At 51.5% G+C, this 20,341-nt stretch carries 18 protein-coding genes; 7 read left to right on the forward strand and 11 right to left on the reverse strand.

Annotation, left to right across the window (positions count from 1 at the left end):
- Window positions 1-297: 297 nt before the first annotated feature.
- The 8 genes from A9165_RS03315 to mtnA all read right to left on the reverse strand — a co-directional run bounded on the left by A9165_RS03315 (window position 298) and on the right by mtnA (window position 8,492).
- A complete protein-coding gene (locus A9165_RS03315) occupies window positions 298-2,394 on the reverse strand; it encodes a peptidase domain-containing ABC transporter (protein WP_065954885.1) in 2,097 nt (698 codons plus the stop codon).
- A gap of 551 nt (window positions 2,395-2,945) precedes the next feature.
- On the reverse strand, window positions 2,946-3,269 hold the full coding sequence (locus A9165_RS03320) for a hypothetical protein (RefSeq protein ID WP_065954886.1): 324 nt from the start codon (window positions 3,267-3,269) through the stop codon (window positions 2,946-2,948).
- Between the two features lie 55 nt (window positions 3,270-3,324).
- A complete protein-coding gene (locus A9165_RS03325; protein ID WP_008609731.1) occupies window positions 3,325-3,591 on the reverse strand; it encodes a hypothetical protein in 267 nt (88 codons plus the stop codon).
- A 72-nt stretch (window positions 3,592-3,663) separates the two neighbouring features.
- On the reverse strand, window positions 3,664-4,119 hold the full coding sequence (locus tag A9165_RS03330; protein WP_255365627.1) for an HlyD family efflux transporter periplasmic adaptor subunit: 456 nt from the start codon (window positions 4,117-4,119) through the stop codon (window positions 3,664-3,666).
- A gap of 360 nt (window positions 4,120-4,479) precedes the next feature.
- Window positions 4,480-4,746 carry a hypothetical protein gene (locus A9165_RS03340; protein WP_065954887.1) on the reverse strand — a complete coding sequence of 89 codons (267 nt, stop codon included), beginning with the start codon at window positions 4,744-4,746 and terminating at the stop codon, window positions 4,480-4,482.
- Between the two features lie 50 nt (window positions 4,747-4,796).
- A complete protein-coding gene (locus A9165_RS03345; RefSeq protein ID WP_065954888.1) occupies window positions 4,797-6,047 on the reverse strand; it encodes an HlyD family secretion protein in 1,251 nt (416 codons plus the stop codon).
- Window positions 6,048-6,680: 633 nt separating this feature from the next.
- Window positions 6,681-7,391 (reverse strand): SIMPL domain-containing protein, encoded by a 711-nt coding sequence (locus A9165_RS03355; RefSeq protein ID WP_065954890.1) that lies wholly within the window; start codon window positions 7,389-7,391, stop codon window positions 6,681-6,683.
- 72 nt (window positions 7,392-7,463) lie between these two features.
- Window positions 7,464-8,492 (reverse strand): S-methyl-5-thioribose-1-phosphate isomerase, encoded by a 1,029-nt coding sequence (gene mtnA / locus A9165_RS03360; RefSeq protein WP_065954891.1) that lies wholly within the window; start codon window positions 8,490-8,492, stop codon window positions 7,464-7,466.
- 90 nt (window positions 8,493-8,582) lie between these two features.
- Between mtnA and mtnK the strand changes: the two genes are divergently transcribed.
- The 7 genes from mtnK to A9165_RS03395 all read left to right on the forward strand — a co-directional run bounded on the left by mtnK (window position 8,583) and on the right by A9165_RS03395 (window position 15,863).
- Window positions 8,583-9,782: an S-methyl-5-thioribose kinase gene (mtnK, locus tag A9165_RS03365; protein ID WP_065954892.1), complete on the forward strand. Its 1,200-nt coding sequence runs from the start codon at window positions 8,583-8,585 to the stop codon at window positions 9,780-9,782.
- A gap of 124 nt (window positions 9,783-9,906) precedes the next feature.
- On the forward strand, window positions 9,907-10,587 hold the full coding sequence (locus A9165_RS03370) for an ABC transporter ATP-binding protein (protein ID WP_008985121.1): 681 nt from the start codon (window positions 9,907-9,909) through the stop codon (window positions 10,585-10,587).
- On the forward strand, window positions 10,575-11,516 hold the full coding sequence (locus tag A9165_RS03375) for an HlyD family secretion protein (protein WP_065954893.1): 942 nt from the start codon (window positions 10,575-10,577) through the stop codon (window positions 11,514-11,516). Before A9165_RS03370 ends, A9165_RS03375 begins: the two co-directional genes overlap by 13 nt.
- Window positions 11,516-12,523, forward strand: a complete 1,008-nt coding sequence (locus tag A9165_RS03380) for an HlyD family secretion protein (protein WP_141686132.1) — start codon at window positions 11,516-11,518, stop codon at window positions 12,521-12,523. The genes A9165_RS03375 and A9165_RS03380 overlap by 1 nt, the downstream gene beginning before the upstream one ends.
- The gene (locus A9165_RS03385; protein WP_065954894.1) at window positions 12,523-13,716 is read left to right on the forward strand and encodes an efflux RND transporter periplasmic adaptor subunit; all 1,194 of its coding nucleotides are present in this window, start codon (window positions 12,523-12,525) and stop codon (window positions 13,714-13,716) included. The genes A9165_RS03380 and A9165_RS03385 overlap by 1 nt, the downstream gene beginning before the upstream one ends.
- A gap of 1 nt (window position 13,717) precedes the next feature.
- Window positions 13,718-14,953, forward strand: coding sequence for an ABC transporter permease (locus A9165_RS03390; RefSeq protein ID WP_065954895.1), 1,236 nt, complete (start codon window positions 13,718-13,720; stop codon window positions 14,951-14,953).
- A 136-nt stretch (window positions 14,954-15,089) separates the two neighbouring features.
- Window positions 15,090-15,863, forward strand: a complete 774-nt coding sequence (locus A9165_RS03395) for an amino acid ABC transporter substrate-binding protein (RefSeq protein ID WP_065954896.1) — start codon at window positions 15,090-15,092, stop codon at window positions 15,861-15,863.
- Between the two features lie 45 nt (window positions 15,864-15,908).
- On the opposite strand, the gene A9165_RS03400 is transcribed toward A9165_RS03395, so the two are convergent.
- The 3 genes from A9165_RS03400 to A9165_RS03410 form a co-directional block, all read right to left on the reverse strand.
- Window positions 15,909-16,508, reverse strand: a complete 600-nt coding sequence (locus A9165_RS03400; protein WP_065954897.1) for a redoxin domain-containing protein — start codon at window positions 16,506-16,508, stop codon at window positions 15,909-15,911.
- A gap of 33 nt (window positions 16,509-16,541) precedes the next feature.
- Window positions 16,542-18,587, reverse strand: a complete 2,046-nt coding sequence (locus tag A9165_RS03405) for a protein-disulfide reductase DsbD (RefSeq protein WP_255365629.1) — start codon at window positions 18,585-18,587, stop codon at window positions 16,542-16,544.
- 194 nt (window positions 18,588-18,781) lie between these two features.
- The gene (locus A9165_RS03410; protein WP_065954899.1) at window positions 18,782-20,338 is read right to left on the reverse strand and encodes a serine hydrolase; all 1,557 of its coding nucleotides are present in this window, start codon (window positions 20,336-20,338) and stop codon (window positions 18,782-18,784) included.
- Between the last annotated feature and the right edge of the window lie 3 nt (window positions 20,339-20,341).

Genomic DNA, 20,341 nt, shown 5'->3' on the forward strand with positions numbered 1-20,341 from the left:
TTCCATCTGTTCTCTCCTTGAAATACTTCTAATTTAAGGGTTTACCCGTTACCGAGCGTTATAACAACCCAAGCAGGTTTAAAATCGGCTTAAACATCCATCTTTCTCTTTTCAAAGAGCCTACCGGAATATCTCAGCACGATATCTGCGCTTAACGGCATGTCCGATTGCAGCAGGACGATGTTGCCATAAGCGCGGATCTTGTGTCAGCTCAGTGCACCCTTTAACCAATGCACATACACCGATATAGCGGCAGGTATATCGACTTCTCCCGGAAGCACGATAGCCTGCGCCAAATTAATTTTGGTTTGTTATCCCTAATCCAAATTGCGCCTTATAGGCGGCAGTAATATCCTGTAACTGCCCCTGAGATAATTGCATAATGCGCTCCGCATTAAGAATGGTTTCCGGGCGATGCGCGATGACAATGCGGGTCATTTTTAGTTGCTTAATGGCTTGATTGACATAGTGCTCCAGCTGCACATCCAAATGGCTGGTCGCTTCATCCATAAATAAGATTTTCGGTTTACGATACAGCGCTCTGGCTAACAGTACTCGCTGTTTCTGGCCGCCGGAGAGTGAACTGCCCATATCGCCAACCAAGGAGTTATAACCCATTGGCATGGTCGAGATATCCTGATGAATACCAGCCAGTTGCGCCGCTTCAACCACCCGCTGCATCTCCAGCTGCGGGTCAAAAAAGCTAATATTCTCGGCTAAGGTGCCAGACATAAGCTGATCATCCTGCATGACGGCGGCGACTTGGCTGCGGTAATGGCGTAGGCCAAGGTGGCGGATGTCGATACCATCAACTTCGACCTTGCCACTTTCTGCCGGCAGCAGCCCCAGCATAATTTTCATCAAGCTGGTTTTGCCGGTACCGGACGGGCCAATAATGGCGATATTCTCACCGGCTTTAACGTTGAGAGTTAAATCATTAAATAGCAGCGGGTCATTACTGGCATAACGAAAACGAATTGCGGTTAAACTTAACTGGCCGCTGAGCGCGCGGCTATCGCTGGCACTGCCCTCATCTTCTTTCTCGGTCAGCGCAATATCGGCTAAGCGGTCTAAATGCAGCCGGGTCATTTTAATTTCTACCACTTTATCAATTAACGCGGCGGTGCGGTTGGTAAACTGGTTTTTATAAGCCATAAAGGCAAACAACATCCCGACTGACATCTCGCCAGTCATGACTGTTAAGGCGGCCAGATACACCACCAGAATATTCTCAATACCAAACAGTAGCTGATTAATGGTGCCATAAGAGATTTGCCATTTACCGAGCCGGTAATTCTGATTAACCGCATCAGCAAAACGGTTTTGCCAGATATTTAAGCGTTGGGTTTGCAGGCCAAATAGCTTAATACTCTGCATGCCGCGCACCGTTTCCATAAAGTTACTTTGCTCTTTGGCGGCGGCGACGATACTGGCTTCGGTAAGTTGGTGAAGTGGGTGGTATAATGCCCAGCGTAACAGCGCATACAGTAGCACCGCGATACCGACCACCAGGCTTAGCTGCGGGCTATAGAGGTACATCATCACCAGCACGGTAATGGCCATAATGCCATCAATCACCCCTTCAACCAGGCTATTGGTTAGTAACTCGCGGACTGCATTAAGTGAACCAAAACGGGAGACCACATCACCCATATGGCGTTTTTCAAAAAAGCTTAGCGGTAGATGCACTAGATGGCGCATTAAATTAGCCGCCATTTGCACGCTCATCACTGAGCCTAAATGCAGCACCACCCAACCGCGCAGGGTTTGCGTCAGCACCTGTAGCAGCATCAGTAAGCCAAAGCCCAGTGCAAGCACCACCAGCAAGGGTTTATCCTGGCTAATCAATACTTCGTCGACAACGAGTTGCGTATAGTAAGGTGCCGCTAAGACAAAGACTTGCAGTAATAGCGATAATATAAACAGCTTGGTAAGAGAGGGTACCAAGCCTTGCACCTTGCTCCAGAAAGCGGTTAAGCCTAAACGCACCCGCTCATCTATTTTTTTAAATTCCGTACTGGGTGTTAACTCCAGCGCCACACCGGTAAAGGCCTTATCCACATCCGCTAAGCTAACCCGTCGTTCACCTAACGCCGGGTCTAAAATGGTAATACCGTTGCGATGCACTTTTTTTAGCACCACAAAGTGGTTCATCTCCCAGTGCAAAATGCAGGGGGTGCGCAGATTTTTTAAATCAACCAAATCCAGCTTTAAGGCACGCGGCGTTAAGCCAAGTTGATTTGCCAGCTGCATTAGCTGCTGCAGATTGGCTCCCTTTAGCGACACGCTATAGCGATTACGTAGTGTGGTTAAATCCAGCTGATGGCCATGGTGATTGGCGACCATAGCGATACAAGCTAGACCGCACTCAGCGGCTTCGGATTGGTAGATCATTCTACTACTTAGAATAAAGCTAGTAGTCTATTAAACAATTCAATCGCATACTCAGTTAAGGTATATCCCAGAGCTAAGCCAAGCACTGTGCCAATTAGGATCCCTAAACAATAATGTGTTTTTTTCAACGACATTCTGCCTCCTATTAAAAGAACTTTTTTAAAGGGGGACTCGCCCCCTCTGTTTTACTGGGTACGTTCGTAAACCTCAAGGCCAATAGCAATTACTACCCCTGCAGCAAATCCCCTGCCAGCTCTCATAACTCCTTTTTGAACCATACGCGTTGCTGCAACAACTCTATTATTTGCACCGCCATGTGCTTCAGCTATCTCGTCAAGCGAAAGATTTGCCTGATTATTTCTTATTTATCATTTCCCGATACTCACATTTCAATTGCTGGTTCAGCTGGAGTATATCCAGCAACAGCAAAACCTACAAAATCTCCAGCCATACCAAAAATATTTTAATCAAATTTTGCAGTTGCAAGTTCGGAAGATGCCTCATAAGCAATACGCGAAATTATTACGCTCTCTTTGGAGACAAAAAATTAGCTATATAATCAATGGATTATTAGGAACAAAAATAATAACCGCTAAAATACCAAACAGAATAGGTTGTAATAACCATATTTCTTTTAAGAAACTTTTTTCGGAGCTATTCGATTTATCTTCCCAAATTTTTTTAAGGGTTTTATCCCCCTCATTGTATTTGAATAAGGCATAGAATACGGATAATAATGATAGAAAGACCCCAACTCGTATAGTAAAAAAAGTGACTACATTATCGTCTAAGATCGCTCCGGCAGATATTAGCACTATTGCTAATGCAAAAAGTATGTTACTGGCTAAACCTATTTTAATATTCAAATTACCCATAATATTCTCCTCTAAGGAGCACCTATACTAAGGCGCTCCTTATAAAAACAATAAACTACTCAACTAATCCAGCGGCAGCACCGCCTGCAAACGCTACTTTAGTAGCACCATATGCACGAGCTACTGAGACAGCCCCACCCGTTACAAATCCACCAGCGGCTCCGGCACCCACAGCTATTGCAAAACCACCTAAACTTCCGCTGCCAGATGTCGCAGCGCTAGCTAAGTAAGAAATACCACCGGCAACAGCACCCACAATGGAGCCAGGAATACCAACACCGCCACTTACTTCTTCTACTTGCTCAAATGTTAACTCTTGCATATGATCTCTCCTTGAGATGATTTTAAGTTTAAGGTTTGCTCGTTACCGAGCGTTATAACCGCCCTTGCAGGCTTAAAATCGGCTCAAACAACCAGCTGCTTCTTGTTTAAAAAGCGCGCTGCGTTGCTCCAGCACGATATCTGCGCTTAACAGCATGCCCGATTGCAGCGGAACTGTGTTGCCATAAGCGCGGATCTCTTGTTGGCCCAGTGCCACCTGTACCCGGTACACTGGTTCCTGTACGGCGACAGGCATATCGACTTCTCCCGGAAGCACGATAGCCTGCGCCGTTTTTATTACTTCACCTTCATATAAGCCAAAGCGCTGATACGGAAAGGCATCAAACCGTAAACGGGTGCGCTGGCCAGGCATAACAAAGCCATAGGCACGGGTCGGCACCAGTAAAATGGCTTGTAGCTCAGCGTTATCGGGCATAATGGTTAGTAGCGGCAACTCGGCCCGCACATTGGCGCCGGTTTCGACCACCAGTTTGGTAACACGGCCACTAATCGGTGCGGTAATGAGCATTTCACCACGGGCGCTAAGCTCGGTATATTGCTGCGATAGGCGCTGTTAGATCAAGCTACGCTATCGTAAACCCCTTTTTTCTTATAATAAATATATGCGGCAATACCACCCAATAAACCCAATAGAAAATTGCCCAGAGCCCTGATCAGTTGGTATCCATCAATAAATGAATATACGTACCATATGCAATAGACAAGAAAAATTGCAGCTGCTATAACAATAAAATGAAGCTTTCGCTTAGAAAGCACTAATGGGAAGACATACGTAGCAAACAGAGCTAAAATTACTGTATGTAAAATATACATTGCCAGATTCTCCTATCCACCATCGGGCGCTAAATGCTTAGCGCCCGTCATAAGATTAAGCTGCAGCTATTGCACCTGAAGTAAGCCCAGTGGCAACGGCAGTGCTACCAAAAATTGCAGCGCCAATACGGTTTCCAACTGCCCCAGCTGCCCCACCGAAAAAACCTGATACAGCACCAGTAAAGGTTGCTGCAGCAATTTGGCCGATACTACCGCCATTCATAGCAGCACCAATACCACCGATAGCGCCTCCAATAACCGCGCCACCAGCACCAACACCACCACTTACTTCTTCAACTTGCTCAAATGTTAATTCTTGCATAGTATCTCTCCTTGAGACGTTTTAAGTTAAAGGTTGGCTCTTACTGAGCCTTACAATCGCCCTTTTAGGCTTACAATCGGCTCAAACAGCCAGCTAATTAAGCTGCGTTGTTCCAGCACGATATCTGCGCTTAACAGCATGCCCGATTGCAGCGGAACTGTGTTGCCATAAGCGCGGATCTCTTGTTGGCCCAGTGCCACCTGTACCCGGTACACTGGTTCCTGTACGGCGACAGGCATATCGACTTCTCCCGGAAGCACGATAGCCTGCGCCGTTTTTATTACTTCACCTTCATATAAGCCAAAGCGCTGATACGGAAAGGCGTCAAACCGTAAACGGGTGCGCTGGCCAGGCATAACAAAGCCATAGGCACGGGTCGGCACCAGTAAAATGGCTTGTAGCTCAGCGTTATCGGGCATAATGGTTAGTAGCGGCAACTCGGCCCGCACATTAGCGCCGGCCTCAGCCACCAGATTGGTAACACGGCCACTAATGGGTGCAGTAATTAACATCTCACCACGGGCGCTAAGCTCGGTATATTGCTGCGATAGTCGTGATAGCTCGCTATCTAATAGCGTAAGCTGTTGCTGTTGCTCGCCGGGTAAGCGTTCAATTAAGCCTTCTAATTGAGCAAACTGGGCTTTTTGATTTTGCGCACTGGCATTCAGCTCAGCCAGCTGCTGGCGCAGGTTTAATACCAGCTCTTGTTGTTGCTGTAACTCGGTAGCAGAGATGGCGCCGCGTTGCTGCAAGGCAATAAAGTCTTGCTGCCGCTGCAAGTGCAATGCCAGTCTCTCTTGCAATAATTGCTGCTGCGCCTGTAAATCTTGTAATAAGTTTTGACTAAGACGTAAGCGGCTTTGATATTCACTGGCTTGCTGGTTAAATTGGGTAATCACTTGCTCGCGGCGCTGACTAACCAGGGCAATTTGTTGTTGAATACCCTGTTGCAGCGTACTGGAAAGACTATCACCGATGGCAAGGTTGTCTGGCATGCTCAGCAGGGCCAGCCGATCACCGGCCTGCACTTGCTGGCCATCGTCAATAAACACTTGCTGGATAACACCAGAACGTGGCGACATCACTTTCGCCAACCCCATATCGGGCTTTAGATAGCCGGTGACAGTTTCTTTGCGGTTAAAGGAAGCCAGACTTAAAAAAGTGAGCAGTGTCAGCACCACGCCCACCAATATGACGGTAAGCAGGGTGCTACTAAGCGGCTGAGCGATAATCACATCGCCATCTAAGCGGGCACTTTGCTGTTTAACAGCATTAGCGCGAAACAATCCTTGTTCTGCCACAACAACCTCAAACTTCTATTGTGTTTACAACTTTGCAAACTTCGCAATAAATCTAACACTAAGGTACTAGCAAACGAATTACAATATTTTGTTATATTCTTTTTTGTTATAAGAAAAGCGACTTTTTGCTAAGACCTTAGGGGGGGGGTAATAAATTCAATTACTTATGGATTGTTAAAAATCTGGCTAATGACTTGCTAAAAAACTAAAAGCTCAATATTTAGCCAACCTTAAGGAGCAAAATAACTCTGCCTCAAGCCAACCATTACAATTTAGGGTTACATCACAAAGCTGTACTGCTATGCACAGCAACTTCTGCTACTCGAAAAACTCAAGCTCACGGCCAAAGCAGCGAGTTTATATAGTAACTTAGCAACACAGAAATCGCGGCTGAAATGGCTGGTAAAGCCGCTGCTAACATATTTTTCCAACCCTTGTCATATTCAGGCAGCGGGGCGAATAATTTCACGCCAAGGCGTCGTTTGATCAGCCAGGCCAAGCTGAAACTGATAACGACTATCAATGCAAACAGGGTGAACAATTCCATTGCATTCCTCCATTCCCACTAAACTCAGCATGCGGATTTTGGCTTAGTTGTACCCTGTTGTAAGCCATAGCTGCGTTAATTCCGGGCTAATCTGACAGATAATACTCAACTGTAGTCACTACGCGCACCTTTTTAATATGGGGTGTATTGGCATCCCGGTCGCTAATCGAAAACTGCCCCTGTGACGCGGTTTTGATTTTGCCCAGCTGGCTTTGTGAATCCTGCGCAAATTTTAACGCCACTTCGCGCGCTTGCTTGGTCGCTTCCTCAATCATCTGTGGCTTTAGCTCATTCAGTGCCGTAAAGCTGTATTCCACCCGGTTCTGGTAGGGATCCTGATTAAAGACAATACCCTTACGTCCCAGTTGCCCGATAGCACTGATTAAGCCGCGGATTTTTGCCACATCCTTACTGTAAACCGTTAGCGTCTGGCTGGCGATATAGCGAAACTCCGCCCGATCGCCCTCACCATACTGCTGCGCTTTTTTATCAATCACATTAGGCGCGGCACGGCTGATGGCACTGACCTCGACACCGCCCTGTTGCAAAAACGCCGTAATTAGGCTGCTTTGCTGCTCCAGGGTTTCAAATAAGCTGCCCAGCTGATTATCGGCCACCGTAAACTGGATCGGCCAAATTACGGTATCGGCTGCCACTTCCTGCTCGGCCAGGCCTTTTACATTGACCACCCGCTCATATTCTTTAAATTTTACCGCCATTTGCTGCACCAGAAATCCCAGTGCCGCCAGCCCGAGTATCAGGCTAAAACCCAGTATTGTTGCTGCCTTGCTTTGCATCTTCATTCTCCTTATTGCCAGTACCCCACTGCAATACCGGCATACTGTGCGACTTAAGTGATTAACGCCGACTTAATAGTTTAGTTGCTGTAGCACACCGGCAGCAATTTGCTGCTGGTTATATACCCCGCTATCCAGCACCCAGCCGGTGACCAGCTTCGCCGGTGTCACATCAAAGGCCGGGTTAAATACCGCAGCCTGCGCCGGCGCCCACAGCGTTTGGCCAAAGGCCCCCGACACCCCACGTACTTCATCCGCAGCGCGCTGCTCGATCGGAATAGCCCCCCCATCCGGACAGGCCAGGTCGATAGTCGTACGCGGTGCCACCACATAAAACGGCACCTGATGATAATGCGCCAGCACCGCCAGGCTATAGGTACCCACTTTATTGGCAAAGTCGCCATTGGCGGCAATACGGTCGGCGCCAACAAAGATCCGATCCACCTCACCGCGAGCCATTAACATCGCCGCCATATTGTCGCAAATCAGCTGATAGGGAATGCCCAGTTGTTCGCACTCCCAGGCTGTCAGCCGGCCGCCTTGCAATAATGGCCGGGTTTCATCTACCCAGAGCCGGATAGCTTTGCCCTGTTGCTGCGCCAGCCGGATGACGCCGAGCGCCGTACCAACGCCAGCAGTGGCAAGGCCACCGGTATTGCAATGCGTCAGTAACCGCTCGCCGGGTTGCACCAGCGCAGCACCATTTATGGCAAGTTGCTCACATAACGCCACATCTTCGGCAAACAGTGCTTCTGCACAGGCTACTGCCGCCGCGACAAAATCCGGCTGCGCCAGCGCCGCCAGCATAGTGTCCAGGTTATTCATTAAATTGACCGCGGTGGGCCTTGCCGCACGCAGCACAGCGGCGTCTTGCAGCAACTGCTCGCGGCTATCCCCCTGCAAGGCGCGGTAAGCCAGTAACAGCACAGCGCCAATGCCAATAGCCGGCGCACCACGTAATTGTAAGTTCTTGATCAGGCTCACCATCTGTGGCACGGTGGTGCAATGCAACCATTGCTGTTGCTGGGGCAGTAAGGTTTGGTCCAGCACATAGAGCTGTTGCCCGACGATTTTCAGGCTTAAGGCGGTCAGGTTTTTCATCTGTTTTATCTCATTTGGCGTTGCAGACGTCTGGATGTTTTGCGATTATGCAGCCCTGTTTACCCCCGAGCAAGTGATTGAGGCAACCCGATGACGGCTTATCATATCTTTACCCCGGACGATGCATTACGTTTTGCGGATCAGCATAGTGAACTCTTTGGCGATCACAGTAAATTATCTGCCGTTGAATTTGGCGACGGTAATCTGAATCTGGTATTCCGGGTCTGTAATGATAAAGGCACCTCGCTGATCGTCAAGCAGGCATTACCCTATGCTCGTTGCGTGGGGGAAAGCTGGCCGCTTAGCACCGACCGCGCCCGGATCGAGGCCGAAGTGTTGCAGCAGCATGGGCGCTTTTGCCCACAGCATACGGTGGAAGTATTGCATTTTGAGCCGGCGTTGTCGGCTATTTTAATGGAAGATCTGAAGCAGTATCAGATTTTACGCAGCGAGCTGGTCAAGGGTAAAACCTTTGCGCATCTGGCCAGCCAAATGGCAACCTATCTGGCACAAACCTTGTTTTATAGCAGTGATTTTGTGCTGAGCGGCCCGGTTAAAAAAGCCGCCGTGGCCCGCTTTATCAACCCCGAGCTGTGCCTGATCACCGAGGATTTATTCTTTACCGACCCTTACTGTAATCACGAGCGCAATACTATCCATGCCCTGATTCTGCCGCGGGCACGCCAGCTGTGGCAGGATGAAGCACTGCAGGCCGAAGTGGCGGCGCTAAAGGCCGACTTCTTATCCAAACCCCAGGCCTTGCTGCATGGTGATGTGCATAGCGGCAGTATCTTTATTAATGCTGATAACTGCAAAGTCATCGACGCCGAGTTTGGCTTTTATGGCCCGATCGGCTTTGATGTCGGGTCCCTGCTCGGTAACTTATTGCTAAACTACGTCGCCTGCCCCGGCCTGTTTGCGCCAGCACAAGCAGCGCAGCAACAAGCCTATTTATTAGTGCAAATCCGTGAGCTCTGGCAGCAATTTGCCTCGCAGTTTAGCCAGTTAATGGCCAGCGAAACGCAAGACAGCGCCCTGCAAAACAGCCGCTACCAGCAACACTTTTTACAACAGGTATTGGCAGATAGTCTGGGTTACGCCGGTTGTGAGCTGATCCGCCGTACCGTTGGCTTGGCGCATGTCGCTGATTTGGAGAAAATTACTGATGCCAAAAAGCGGGCAGAGGCGGAGCTTCGAGCGATTGAGTTGGGGCGGGCCCTGATTATGCAACGGGCAAAGTTAGCGCAAATGGACGCCGTGCTAACCCTGGTGCAGCAAGTTACGGTATAGGTTAACGACACCTGGTACGCTGTTCCTGAAATAACTGCTTACATTTTTCGCGGCGGCCTTACTGGTCGTAGCAGGCCCGGCTATGGCAGACTGTTGTTAATAAACTATTACAACAGGGATGACGATGATTTCTGCCTCGGCATTAAACAAAGTGTTTGGTAGTGGCGATACCCAGGTGCAGGCGTTACGGGATGTCAGTCTGCAAATTGCTGAAAACGAATTTGTTGCCATTATGGGCAGCTCCGGCTCCGGCAAATCGACACTGATGAATATTCTTGGCTGCCTGGATACGCCAAGTAGCGGCAGCTATCAGTTAGCCGGTGCCGATGTCAGCCAACTGGATGACGCTGCCCTCTCCGCCATGCGTAATCAGCATATCGGTTTTATTTTCCAGTCTTTTCACCTGTTACCACGCCTTAGCGCGGCCGAGAACGTGGCGCTACCACTGCGCTATACCGCTACGCCGGCTGAGCAGGCATTACAACGGGCCGAAACCTTGTTACAGCAGGTTGGTCTGGGTCATCGTATGCACCATAAACCGGCCGAGATGTCTGGCGGCCAGCGCCAGCGGGTAGCGATAGCACGGGCGCTAATCAATAACCCCAAGGTGATCTTTGCCGACGAGCCAACAGGCAACCTCGACAGTAAAACCTCAGTCGAAATTATGCAGCTGTTAACCGAGTTACACCGCCAGGGCAATACGGTGGTGATGGTGACGCATGAGGATGATATCGCTGCCTATGCGCAACGGGTGATCCGAATGCGCGATGGCCAGATCCTGGAGGATAGCGGATGTTCAGTCTGAGTTTTGTCTTTGCGCTGGCACTCAGTCAGCAAGCCGATCAGCCATTACCGCTGCTGTTAACCGGCAACCTGGTATCGGAATACCGGCAAAATATCGTGGCGCCGATGAGCGACACCTGGCGTATTCAGGTGCAGTGGCTAAAACCGGAAAATGAAGCCGTACAGGCCGGCGACCTGGTCGCGGTATTCGATGCCGGTACTATTCAAGCCAATATCGAACGCCTGAAAACATCCCTGATTAGTGCGCAGGAACAGTATAAACAACTGGAAAGCCAGCACGCCTTAAAGGTGCTGGAAGCCGAGTATGAACTGGAGCGGCGGCAGTTACTGCTGGAAAAGGCCGATATCGATGCCGCTGTGCCTAAGGCCAATTTAAGTTTGTACGATTATGAAAATAACCAGCTTACCCAGCAACGGGCGCGCACCGAACTGAAAAAAGCCGGCGAAACCCTGGTTACCGCGCGCAAGGAGCAGCAAAACGCGCTCTACAAGCAGCAGCTGGTGATTGATAAAGCGACAGCAGACCTGGCTGAGGCCGAGAAAAACTTACAGAATATGAGCGTTTATGCCGAACGGGATGGCGCCATCAGTTACAGCCTGCATCCCTGGTACCGCACTAAGTTATTCGCCGGCGTCACCGCACAGCCGGGTTGGCAAATTGCCGAGGTCACGGAAAAACAAGGGCTCTATGTTGAAGCCTGGGTGCACGAAGTCGATGTCGCGCGGCTGCAGCAAGCCAAACAAATTGAAGCACGCTTTGATATTGCTCCGGAGCAGCCCTTTACCCTGTCGTTACAGCAACTGGCCGGCCAGGGTGAAAAGCGCCAGGCCTGGGGCAATGCCCTCTATTACCGCGCCAAATTTACTGCTGAGCGCTTTCCGATCAATCAACCTATGCTGGGCATGGGGTTATTACTGGAAGCCCGCTAATGAAGCTGCCCGCTATCTTTACTATCAGTTTATTCAGTCTGAGCTTGTGCGGCCTGACCGCCTGCAGCAAGCCCGGCGATGAGGTGACGCAACAGCAACAGCGTCAACAGGTGCGTGCAACCGGTCAGCTGGCGGCAGCGACCTACTTTACAGTGTCGCCACCCAGTGTTGCCCGGATGTGGCAGTACAATATCCGCGAAATGGCACCCGAGGGCGCCATGTTAGAAGCCGGGATGCCGGTGGTAGGCTTTGACGGCCAGAGTATTCAGGATGATCTGCGCAATAAAAGCATTGAACTGAAAAGCGCCCAGCAGGAGCTGGCAAACCGCCTGACTACTGATGAGCAGCGCTATGAAGAGCTGAAGCTGCAACTGGCAGAACGTAAAAACGATCATGACCGGGAACAGCGCAAAGCCGAAATCGTCGATCATTCCCGCTCTGAGAACGACCGCCGTAAAGCACAAATTGACTTTACGCTGGCGAAAAGCCAATACCAGCTGGCGCAGCGCCGGCTGGATTTTCATCAGCAGCAACGCGAAGCAGAAAAGCAGATTATCTCATCAAAAATTGCCCGCCTGACTGCCGAAGTACAGCAACTGCAGGCAGAGTTTGCTTCGTTACAAATCAAAGCCCCCTATGCCGGCATTATGGTGTATTTGCCTGACTATAATGGCGAGAAATCGTCAGTAGGCGATACCGTACAATTCGGACAACCTATTGCCGAGGTCAGTCAACTCGACAGCCTTTATATCAAAACAGAAATTGATGAAATTGACCTGAAATATCTGCAGCCTGGTTTGACAGTACAAATTACGCTGGACGCCTATCCCGAGCGTAACTTTAGCGGGGTGCTGACTGATCTGGGTAAGGCGGTGCGGAATAGATCCGCCGAAAATCTGAGCCGGGTGGTTGATGCCAGTATTAAACTGGATGAGCCGGACTTAAGTATTATGCGGCCGGGTATGAGTGCCCGCCTGGTTATTCGTCTGTCGCAGGGAGCGAACTAATGCGGTTACTCTCAGGTTTTATTGTTAGCGTTGCGATGAGTGCCCTACTACTTGTGGGCTGCTCTGATCCGGCACAAACCCAGCCCTTGCTTAAAGTCAGCAGCGGTGAACTGGAACATCGCATCAGTGCCGAAGGTGAGCTGTTTGCGGTAAATTCCATCAGTATTAATGCGCCCCAAAATACCCGGGGCCCGCGTTTTATCGCTGAGTTGGCGCCGGAGTACAGCAGTATTCAACCCGGCGATCTGGTGATCCGCTTTGACGCCACCCAACTGGAGCGCAGCCGCCGTGATGCCAGTAATTCTCTGGCGGCAGTGCTTTCTGATCAACAATTTAAAGGTACCCAACAAGCGGCTGAGCTGGCGAATATCGGTCTGGACCAACGGCTGGTGCAGCAGGAGTTTGCCTTTGCTGATCGCTTTAGTATTGATGATATTCAAATCCGTTCGCGGTTGGAAATTCTCGATTCGCTGCAAAACAAAGAATTTCTTGGCGAAAAGCAAGCCTATCTTAACTGGCAACAGCACAGCTTTGCCGCCCGCTCGCAGGGTGAACTGGACTTGCTGCAACTGCAAAAAGGCCAGCAGCAAAGCTTGTTAGAACAGGCCGAAACCGGCTTGTCAGCGCTGGAGATCCGGGCACCACACAGCGGTATTCTGCTTTACGACAGCAACTGGCGCGGTGAAAAGCCAGAAGTCGGTCGCATGGTGTTCCCTGGCGAAAAGCTGGGCAGCATCCCCGATCTGAGCCTGCAACACCTGAAGCTGCAAATTATTGAGCAGGAAGCCGTCGGTCTGGCGGTGGAGCAAAGCGTTAGCTTTCGGCTGACGGCCCGGCCGGAGCAGCTGCTGTCCGGTAAAATTGTCAGTGTTGGCCAGGTAGCGCAGTCCCGCGAGCGACGCGACCCAAGGCGCTATATTGAAGTGATCGTCGCCCCCGACAGCCAGCAAAGCTTTTTCCTGCCCGGTGCCAAGGTCAGAGCCGAGATCCTGGCCAATCGTTTATCCGAGGTTCTAACCGTGCCACTGCAGGCGGTATTTAGCGACGAACAAGGGCAGTACGTTTGGAAACAACAAGCAGGCAAACTGGTTCGCCAGCATGTCAGCCTGGGCGCGAAGAGCCTGACCCATACCGAAATTACTGCCGGCCTCAGCGCAGGCGATCGGATCAGCCTGCTGGCACCGGAGAATTAATATGCAGCACAGTGCGATGCTTAAAGATACGCTGGCCGAACTGGCGCAGCATAAGTTACGAACCTTTCTTACCTTACTGGGCATGATCTTTGGTGTTGGTGCGGTGATCGCGATGCTGAATATTGGCGAAGGCGCAGAGCGTGAAGCCTTAAAAACCATCGAAACCATGGGCCTGCGCAATATTATCGTCGAGAGTAAAAGCTTTGATGAGAAAACCCTGCTGGAACACCGCAAACATTCCCTTGGCCTGAGCCAGAGTGATCTGCAAGCGGCGGTCAGTACCCTGCCCGGCATTACCGGCCATAGTGCCGAGCGGCAGTTGGAAACCTATGCCATTATCAGCCATAGCGGCAAAAGCGAAGGGGTAGCGATTGGCGTTTTACCCAGCTATCTGGAACTAAGCAGCCTGCCGCTGGCGGCCGGACGCAACTTTACCGAGCTGGAAGATCTGTATGCGGCCCAGGTTGCTATTCTGGGCTCGCAGATGGCGGCCAGTCTGTTTCCGGACGGTGATGCGCTCGGCAAAAATGTGAAAGTTAACCATGTCTGGTTGCAGGTAATTGGTGTGCTGGCCGAGCCCTATACCGGCCAGAATGAGTTTCAGGGTATTAAACTCGGCGGTGAACAGAACCAGTTGTTTATGCCGCTGCAAACCGCCCGTAACCGTTTTCGCAGTATTCCGCTGGATGCCGAACTCAGCTCCTTCCGGCTGCAGCTGGCTGAGGGTGCTAATACTGCTATGATAGCCCGCGCCCTGAATCATCTGCTGTTGCAACGCCATAATGATATTGATGATTTTCGGATTGTGGTACCGGCGGCATTGCTGGCGCAGCAAGAACAAACCCAGAAAATTTTTAATATCGTCATGTCCTGTGTCGCCGGTATTTCACTACTGGTCGGTGGCATCGGTATTATGAATATTATGCTGGCGACCGTACTGGAGCGGACCAAAGAAATTGGTTTGCTGCGGGCCATTGGCGCGACCAAGCGGGATATTAAACTGCAGTTCGTGGCCGAGAGCTTTACCATTGCCATTGTCGGTGGTATCGCCGGTATTCTGTTTGGCATAGTGCTGTCGGAGTTAATTGCCTTCTATTCCGGCTGGGCGGTGTCCTGGTCGCTACCGGCGATAGTGCTGAGCTTTAGCATTTGTGCGCTGATTGGTATCGCCTTTGGCGTCTATCCGGCGATCAAGGCCTCTGAGCTGGATCCGATCACTGCGTTACAAACCGACTAGGTGTTAGTTAAGGACAAAAGGCCGCCAGTTGCTGGTTGGCCTCGTGCCATACAGTTGACGACTGTACTGTTTTTAACCATAGTACCAATAGCAAAGCCGACAATAGTGTTATGTATCGGGTTAACAGGACAGTCCTATGAAGTTACTGCTATTACTGACAGTGTTAATCCTGGCCTTGCCACAGGCTCTGGCGAGCATTCCGGTGTGGGTTGGCGCCTATGAATTCCCACCTTATTTGCAACTGCAACAGCAGCAGGCCAGCGGTTTAACGGTGCAATTGATTGCAGAACTGAATCAACTACAGCAGCAATATCACTTTGAATTAGTACTCACCACACCGGTACGCCGGCATCAGGACTTTCAACAGGGTCTGTTTGATGCAATTTTTTTTGAAGACGAAAACTGGGGCTGGCAAAAGAAAGGGCTGATGATGCAGGCATCTCCGGCCTTTGCCCAGGATGACGAGGTTTTTATTGCCCTGCAGAGTCAGGCGCAATCGCAGCAATGGTTTGCAGATCTGAGCCAAAAGAGCAAAGCCGGTATTCTGGGTTATCACTACCGTATCGCTAACTATGAAACCGATCCTGACATCCTGGCGAACCAGTATCTGATGATCCCGGTAACAGACCACCTGGCCAGTGTCGAATTAGTGTTAAAACAGCGCACCGACACCGCTATTGTAACCCGCTCCTTTATCAAACAGTATTTAAAGTCTTACCCACAGTATCAGAAAGCCCTGCTTGTCTCCGACCGGGTCGACCAAAGTTACCAACTACAACTGCTGCTGGATCCAGCGCATCCGTTAAAAATGGACGCGCTCTACCAGTGGGTATGCCAGATTATGCAACAACCGGCGATGCAGCAGGCCTTTGCCGACAACGGCTTAACCTTGCTGCCCAAACCAGACTAAAACAGCGTGGCTGCGCCTGTATCAGGTCGCAGCCAGCGCACAGCCTTAGTATTTAATGCTGCATCCATAAGGGCGGGTTACTGCCGGATCCGGCGCCTGGCCTGCTAACACGGCCTTAGCGGCATTGGCAAAATACGGGGTGGCTTTGGCGATATCTTCGACCTTGGCCGACGGAATGCTATCAATACCGCCCATATACTGCAGCACACCATTCTTATCAATCACATACATATGCGGTGTGGTGCGGGCGTCATAGGCTTTACCCATTACGCCATCTTCATCGAAAATGACCGCGGTTGGCGCAGCGCCACGGCTGCTGGTCAGCTCGTCAGATTTTGCCTGATTTACATGGCCCTGCTTACCCGGTGCCGAGGAGATCACACTCAGCCATACCACGTCTTGCGATGTCAGATCTTGTTGCAGTTGCTGCATATTGCCCTGATAGTGTTTTACCACAAACGGGCAATCGTGATTGGTCCACTCCAGCACCACATTCTTACCGGCGAAATCCTGCAGGCTATGTACCTGACCAGCGGAATCTTTTACGGTAAAAGCCGGAGCGGGTTGTCCTACCTGTGGTGCTGCCGCCAGACTACCGGCAAAGACCGCGGCCGCGGCCAGTGCTAACAATTTCATTTTCTTCATCTTAGACTCCTGTTGCGTTAAAAACGGGCGACCTTACTGACTACTGAGTCGCTCTAAGGTTTGCCGGAGCGTATCCGGCGTTAAAATCTGCGGTAACACTTCCGGCGTTTGCCCTGGCCAATACAGCACATATAAGGGCACGCCATCACGCTGGTACTGATGTAGATAAGCGGTGATCTCAGCGTCGCGACGGGTCCAGTCGCCTTTTAAATAGGTCACATCATACAGCGCCAGCGCAGCCTTACTGCTGTCGGTGTTCAGCGCCACCCGCTCATTGACCAGACAGGTAATGCACCAATCGGCGGTCATATTCACCAATACTGGTTTGCCGCTTTGTCTCAGCTGCGCCAGTTTATCCGGGCTCCAGGCTTGCCAATGTGCGTCCGTTGCAGTCGTTACCGGCGCGGTGCTGTCTGGCACCAGACGTAACACAGCAACTGACAATAACAGTAGCAGCGCCGCCAACAGCGGTCTGCTCCAACCGGCGCGGCTAAATTGCCAACTACCGTATAACCAGCAGGCAGCGGCGATTGCCACCATACCGCAAAGCAGCACAGCAACCGCATCGATACCCGCCTGGCGACCAAATACCCAAACCAGCCATACTGCACTTAAATACAACGGAAACGCCAGCAGCTGCTTAAGCGTATCCATCCAGGCACCGGGTTTGGGCAGTGCCTGCGCTAATGCCGGCAAATAGGCCAGCAGTAAGAATGGCAGCGCCATCCCCAGCCCTAAAGCAACAAATACCAGCAGTGCCAGTAACGGCGGCTGGGTTACGGCATAACCTAAAGCCCCGCCCATAAAGGGCGCAGTACAGGGGCTGGCAACTACCACGGCCAGCACACCGGTAAAGAAGCTGCCTTTGGCGCCCTTGCTCTGGGTTAAACCGCTACCGGCACTCATCAGACCAAGGCCAAACTGCACCACGCCGGATAAACTTAAGCCCAGGGCAAACAGCAAATACGCCAATAAAGCCACCAGCCAGGGGCTTTGTAACTGAAAGCCCCAGCCCACTGCCGAACCGGCCGCGCGCAGTGCCAGTAATAACAGCGCCAAACTGACAAAACTCAGTACCACGCCTAGCGTGTACCAGAGCGCATCACGGCGTTGCTCAGCACGCTGACCGCTATTTGCGGCGATACTTAACGCTTTGAGTGACAGCACCGGAAATACGCAAGGCATCAGATTTAGAATCAGACCGCCGGCGGCAGCCATCAGCAGAACCAGCCACAGGCTAGTGCTTTCCGCCGCAGCGGCAGGGCTGCTTTCAGCTACCGCCTCTAACAGCAAGCTGTAGCCCTGGCCATTACCACTGACCAGCACCAACTCAAAACTGTCCGCTGCACGGGTAAAATAGGTATTCAGGTTTTGCCGCAGTAACCACTCCCCTTCGCTGAATACCAGTTGTTGGGGTGCAGCATGATCCACCAGCTCAGTGGCGGCGACAAAAAACTGTTGAAAATCGACATCCGGCAAACCGCTAACCGCCGCAGAGAAGCTGCCGCCGGCAGTATCAAAGCTGCCGCGTACCGCTAATGGCAACGGCTGGCTGCTTTTACCCCGGGCGACCAGCGCAGTCGCACTATCAAAAAGTACTGCCGCTGAACCCACTGTCAGCTCTAGCTGCAATTCGGCATCTGCCGGGATACAAATTTCCTCACAGACCAACCAATCAACCTTGGCCTTAATCGGCAGGCTGCTGTCGGTATAATCGAGTGGTATTGTTAATTCTGTCAGCAGGATAGTCGAACCAGCGAAACCGTAGTTCATTAGCGGTGGAATAGAAAACGCCTGCGGTGTCGGCCACTGGATAGGGCCGGTGCTCACGCCTTCGGGTAACTGCCAGCTAATACTGGTAGGTAAGCCCGAGTCACCGGGGTTTTGCCAATAGGTATGCCAGTGTTCATCTGGAATAAAATGCAACGCCAACAGCAGTTTTTGCCCCGGCATCACTTGCTGATACTCGCTGACCAGCTCAGCCCTGATGTGCTTACTTTCGTGCCAGCCACTGCTGTGCGCCCAGACTGCGGTACTGATACAGCAGCACAACAGCATGCTAATGAAAATTCTGAACACTGTTTCCACCTCCGGTTAGCAATTTACGTTAATACAACATCTGCGATCAACCGACCAGAGAAATTGCGGCAAAATTAAGCTAAAAGCAGTAAAAAACACGATAAGTGGCAAGATGCGGACGCCACTTTAAAAAACTGGAGGTAAGCCATTCAGAGCGGACCAGGGCAGCTCATCGCCGCCCGGTTATTTTAGTGTTACCGGCGCCGAAAGCGCATATCACGATAGCTATGCCGCTCACCCGGCTCAGCCGCATAGGGTTCCAGCGTAAAGCCGGTAACCTGACGGCGGTTATTCAACTGAAAGTGGATTAACGCCGGCCCGGCGACATTAGGATCAGTCCATCGCACGATAAAGCTATGATCGGCAAAAGGTTCCAGCCGACCTTGCAGATTAATCATTCGCGCCGATTGCAGGCTTAACCCCTGCGCGTCCTGAGCAATCAGCATGCCACCAAACCAGTTGTCGATATAGTTGCCAGCATACTCCTGCAGCGCCAGCAGTACCTCGCCGGTACCAACAGGTTGTGCCGCGGCCGGCCGACCCGCCGCCCGCTGTTGCTGCGCGGCATAAAACGCCACCCAGTCCTGTTGCTGGTCAGGCGCCAGATAATGCTTTAACAGGCTTTGCACCACCGCCTGACGGGCACCACTATTCGAACCATTGTTCAGCACCACAAAACCCAGCTGCTGCTCCGGCACCAATACCAGATGCGCCTGAAAACCAGACAAGGTGCCGGTATGATGCACCACTTTAACGCCATGCATATCAGCCATGCGCCAGCCCAGACCATAGGCGGCAAAATTAACCTGATCCAGCTCGCGGTCATTACTGCCCACCGCCATCAGAGTTTGCGGCGCCCACATTTGCAGCAACTGCGTCTGACTAAAGGGCGCGCCCGCAGCGGCCTTACCCTGATACTGCGCCAGCAAGAACTGCAACCAGGGCACCAGATCGCTGGCACGGCAAACAATACCGCCGGCGGCGGCCGACATCAGCATCTTGCCGTCAATGGCATTACGCGGGATCGTGACAAAGCCTTCTTCGGCGCTAAAGCGATATGGCTGAGCGACGTTTTCTAAGAGATTAGCTGGCTGTTCTCCGGCAAAACACTGCATATTTAACGGCGCAAAAATGCGTTTGGCGACAAAATCCTGCCAGGGTTCGCCAGCCACTTTCGCCACCAGCTCGGCAGCCGTAATATAGAGCACATTGCTGTACGCATACTGAGTCCGGAAGCTACTGACCGGCGTCAGATAACGCAGATTATGCACCACTTCTTCGCGGCTAAAGCCACTGGGCTCAGGCCAAATCATGCTGTCGCCGGCAGCCCCGGCGAGGCCGCTGCGCTGACTTAACAAATCGCGAATGGTAAATTCAGCTGTTACCCAGGGATCCTGCAGCCGAAACTGCGGTAAATACTGCACCACCTTGTCATCCCAGCTCAGCTTGCCTTCATCGACCAGAATCGCCACTGAAGCGGCAGTAAAGGCCTTACTGACCGACGCCAGCCGAAAATAGGTGTCACTATCGACCAGGGCGCCCATTGCCAGATCGCGCTCACCAAAGCCCGCCAGATGCAACACCTGACCATCCTTTACCACCGCGATGGCCATACCGGGTGTATCAAACTGCTGCAACGCCGCCGGCACCAGCTGCGCCAGATCTGGCAGCGCGGCTGGCGGGTTGGCATTGGCCCAAACGCCAACACTGCCGGCAAAACCAAGTACACAAAGCAAATAGCGTATTGTCATTCT

Source organism: Alishewanella sp. HH-ZS, from assembly GCF_001704375.1.
GTDB lineage: Bacteria > Pseudomonadota > Gammaproteobacteria > Enterobacterales > Alteromonadaceae > Alishewanella > Alishewanella aestuarii.

Coding starts and splice junctions, on each gene's coding strand:
- A9165_RS03370 (WP_008985121.1), top strand. CDS start 9,907: ATGATTTCTGCCTCGGCATTAAACAAAGTGTTTGGTAGTGGCGATACC.
- mtnA (WP_065954891.1), bottom strand. CDS start 8,492: ATGAAAAACCTGACCGCCTTAAGCCTGAAAATCGTCGGGCAACAGCTC.
- A9165_RS03315 (WP_065954885.1), bottom strand. CDS start 2,394: ATGATCTACCAATCCGAAGCCGCTGAGTGCGGTCTAGCTTGTATCGCT.
- A9165_RS03320 (WP_065954886.1), bottom strand. CDS start 3,269: ATGGGTAATTTGAATATTAAAATAGGTTTAGCCAGTAACATACTTTTT.
- A9165_RS03325 (WP_008609731.1), bottom strand. CDS start 3,591: ATGCAAGAGTTAACATTTGAGCAAGTAGAAGAAGTAAGTGGCGGTGTT.
- A9165_RS03390 (WP_065954895.1), top strand. CDS start 13,718: ATGCAGCACAGTGCGATGCTTAAAGATACGCTGGCCGAACTGGCGCAG.
- A9165_RS03355 (WP_065954890.1), bottom strand. CDS start 7,391: ATGCAAAGCAAGGCAGCAACAATACTGGGTTTTAGCCTGATACTCGGG.
- A9165_RS03340 (WP_065954887.1), bottom strand. CDS start 4,746: ATGCAAGAATTAACATTTGAGCAAGTTGAAGAAGTAAGTGGTGGTGTT.
- A9165_RS03410 (WP_065954899.1), bottom strand. CDS start 20,338: ATGACAATACGCTATTTGCTTTGTGTACTTGGTTTTGCCGGCAGTGTT.
- mtnK (WP_065954892.1), top strand. CDS start 8,583: ATGACGGCTTATCATATCTTTACCCCGGACGATGCATTACGTTTTGCG.
- A9165_RS03400 (WP_065954897.1), bottom strand. CDS start 16,508: ATGAAGAAAATGAAATTGTTAGCACTGGCCGCGGCCGCGGTCTTTGCC.
- A9165_RS03375 (WP_065954893.1), top strand. CDS start 10,575: ATGTTCAGTCTGAGTTTTGTCTTTGCGCTGGCACTCAGTCAGCAAGCC.
- A9165_RS03380 (WP_141686132.1), top strand. CDS start 11,516: ATGAAGCTGCCCGCTATCTTTACTATCAGTTTATTCAGTCTGAGCTTG.
- A9165_RS03385 (WP_065954894.1), top strand. CDS start 12,523: ATGCGGTTACTCTCAGGTTTTATTGTTAGCGTTGCGATGAGTGCCCTA.
- A9165_RS03395 (WP_065954896.1), top strand. CDS start 15,090: ATGAAGTTACTGCTATTACTGACAGTGTTAATCCTGGCCTTGCCACAG.
- A9165_RS03330 (WP_255365627.1), bottom strand. CDS start 4,119: ATGCTCATTACCGCACCGATTAGTGGCCGTGTTACCAAACTGGTGGTC.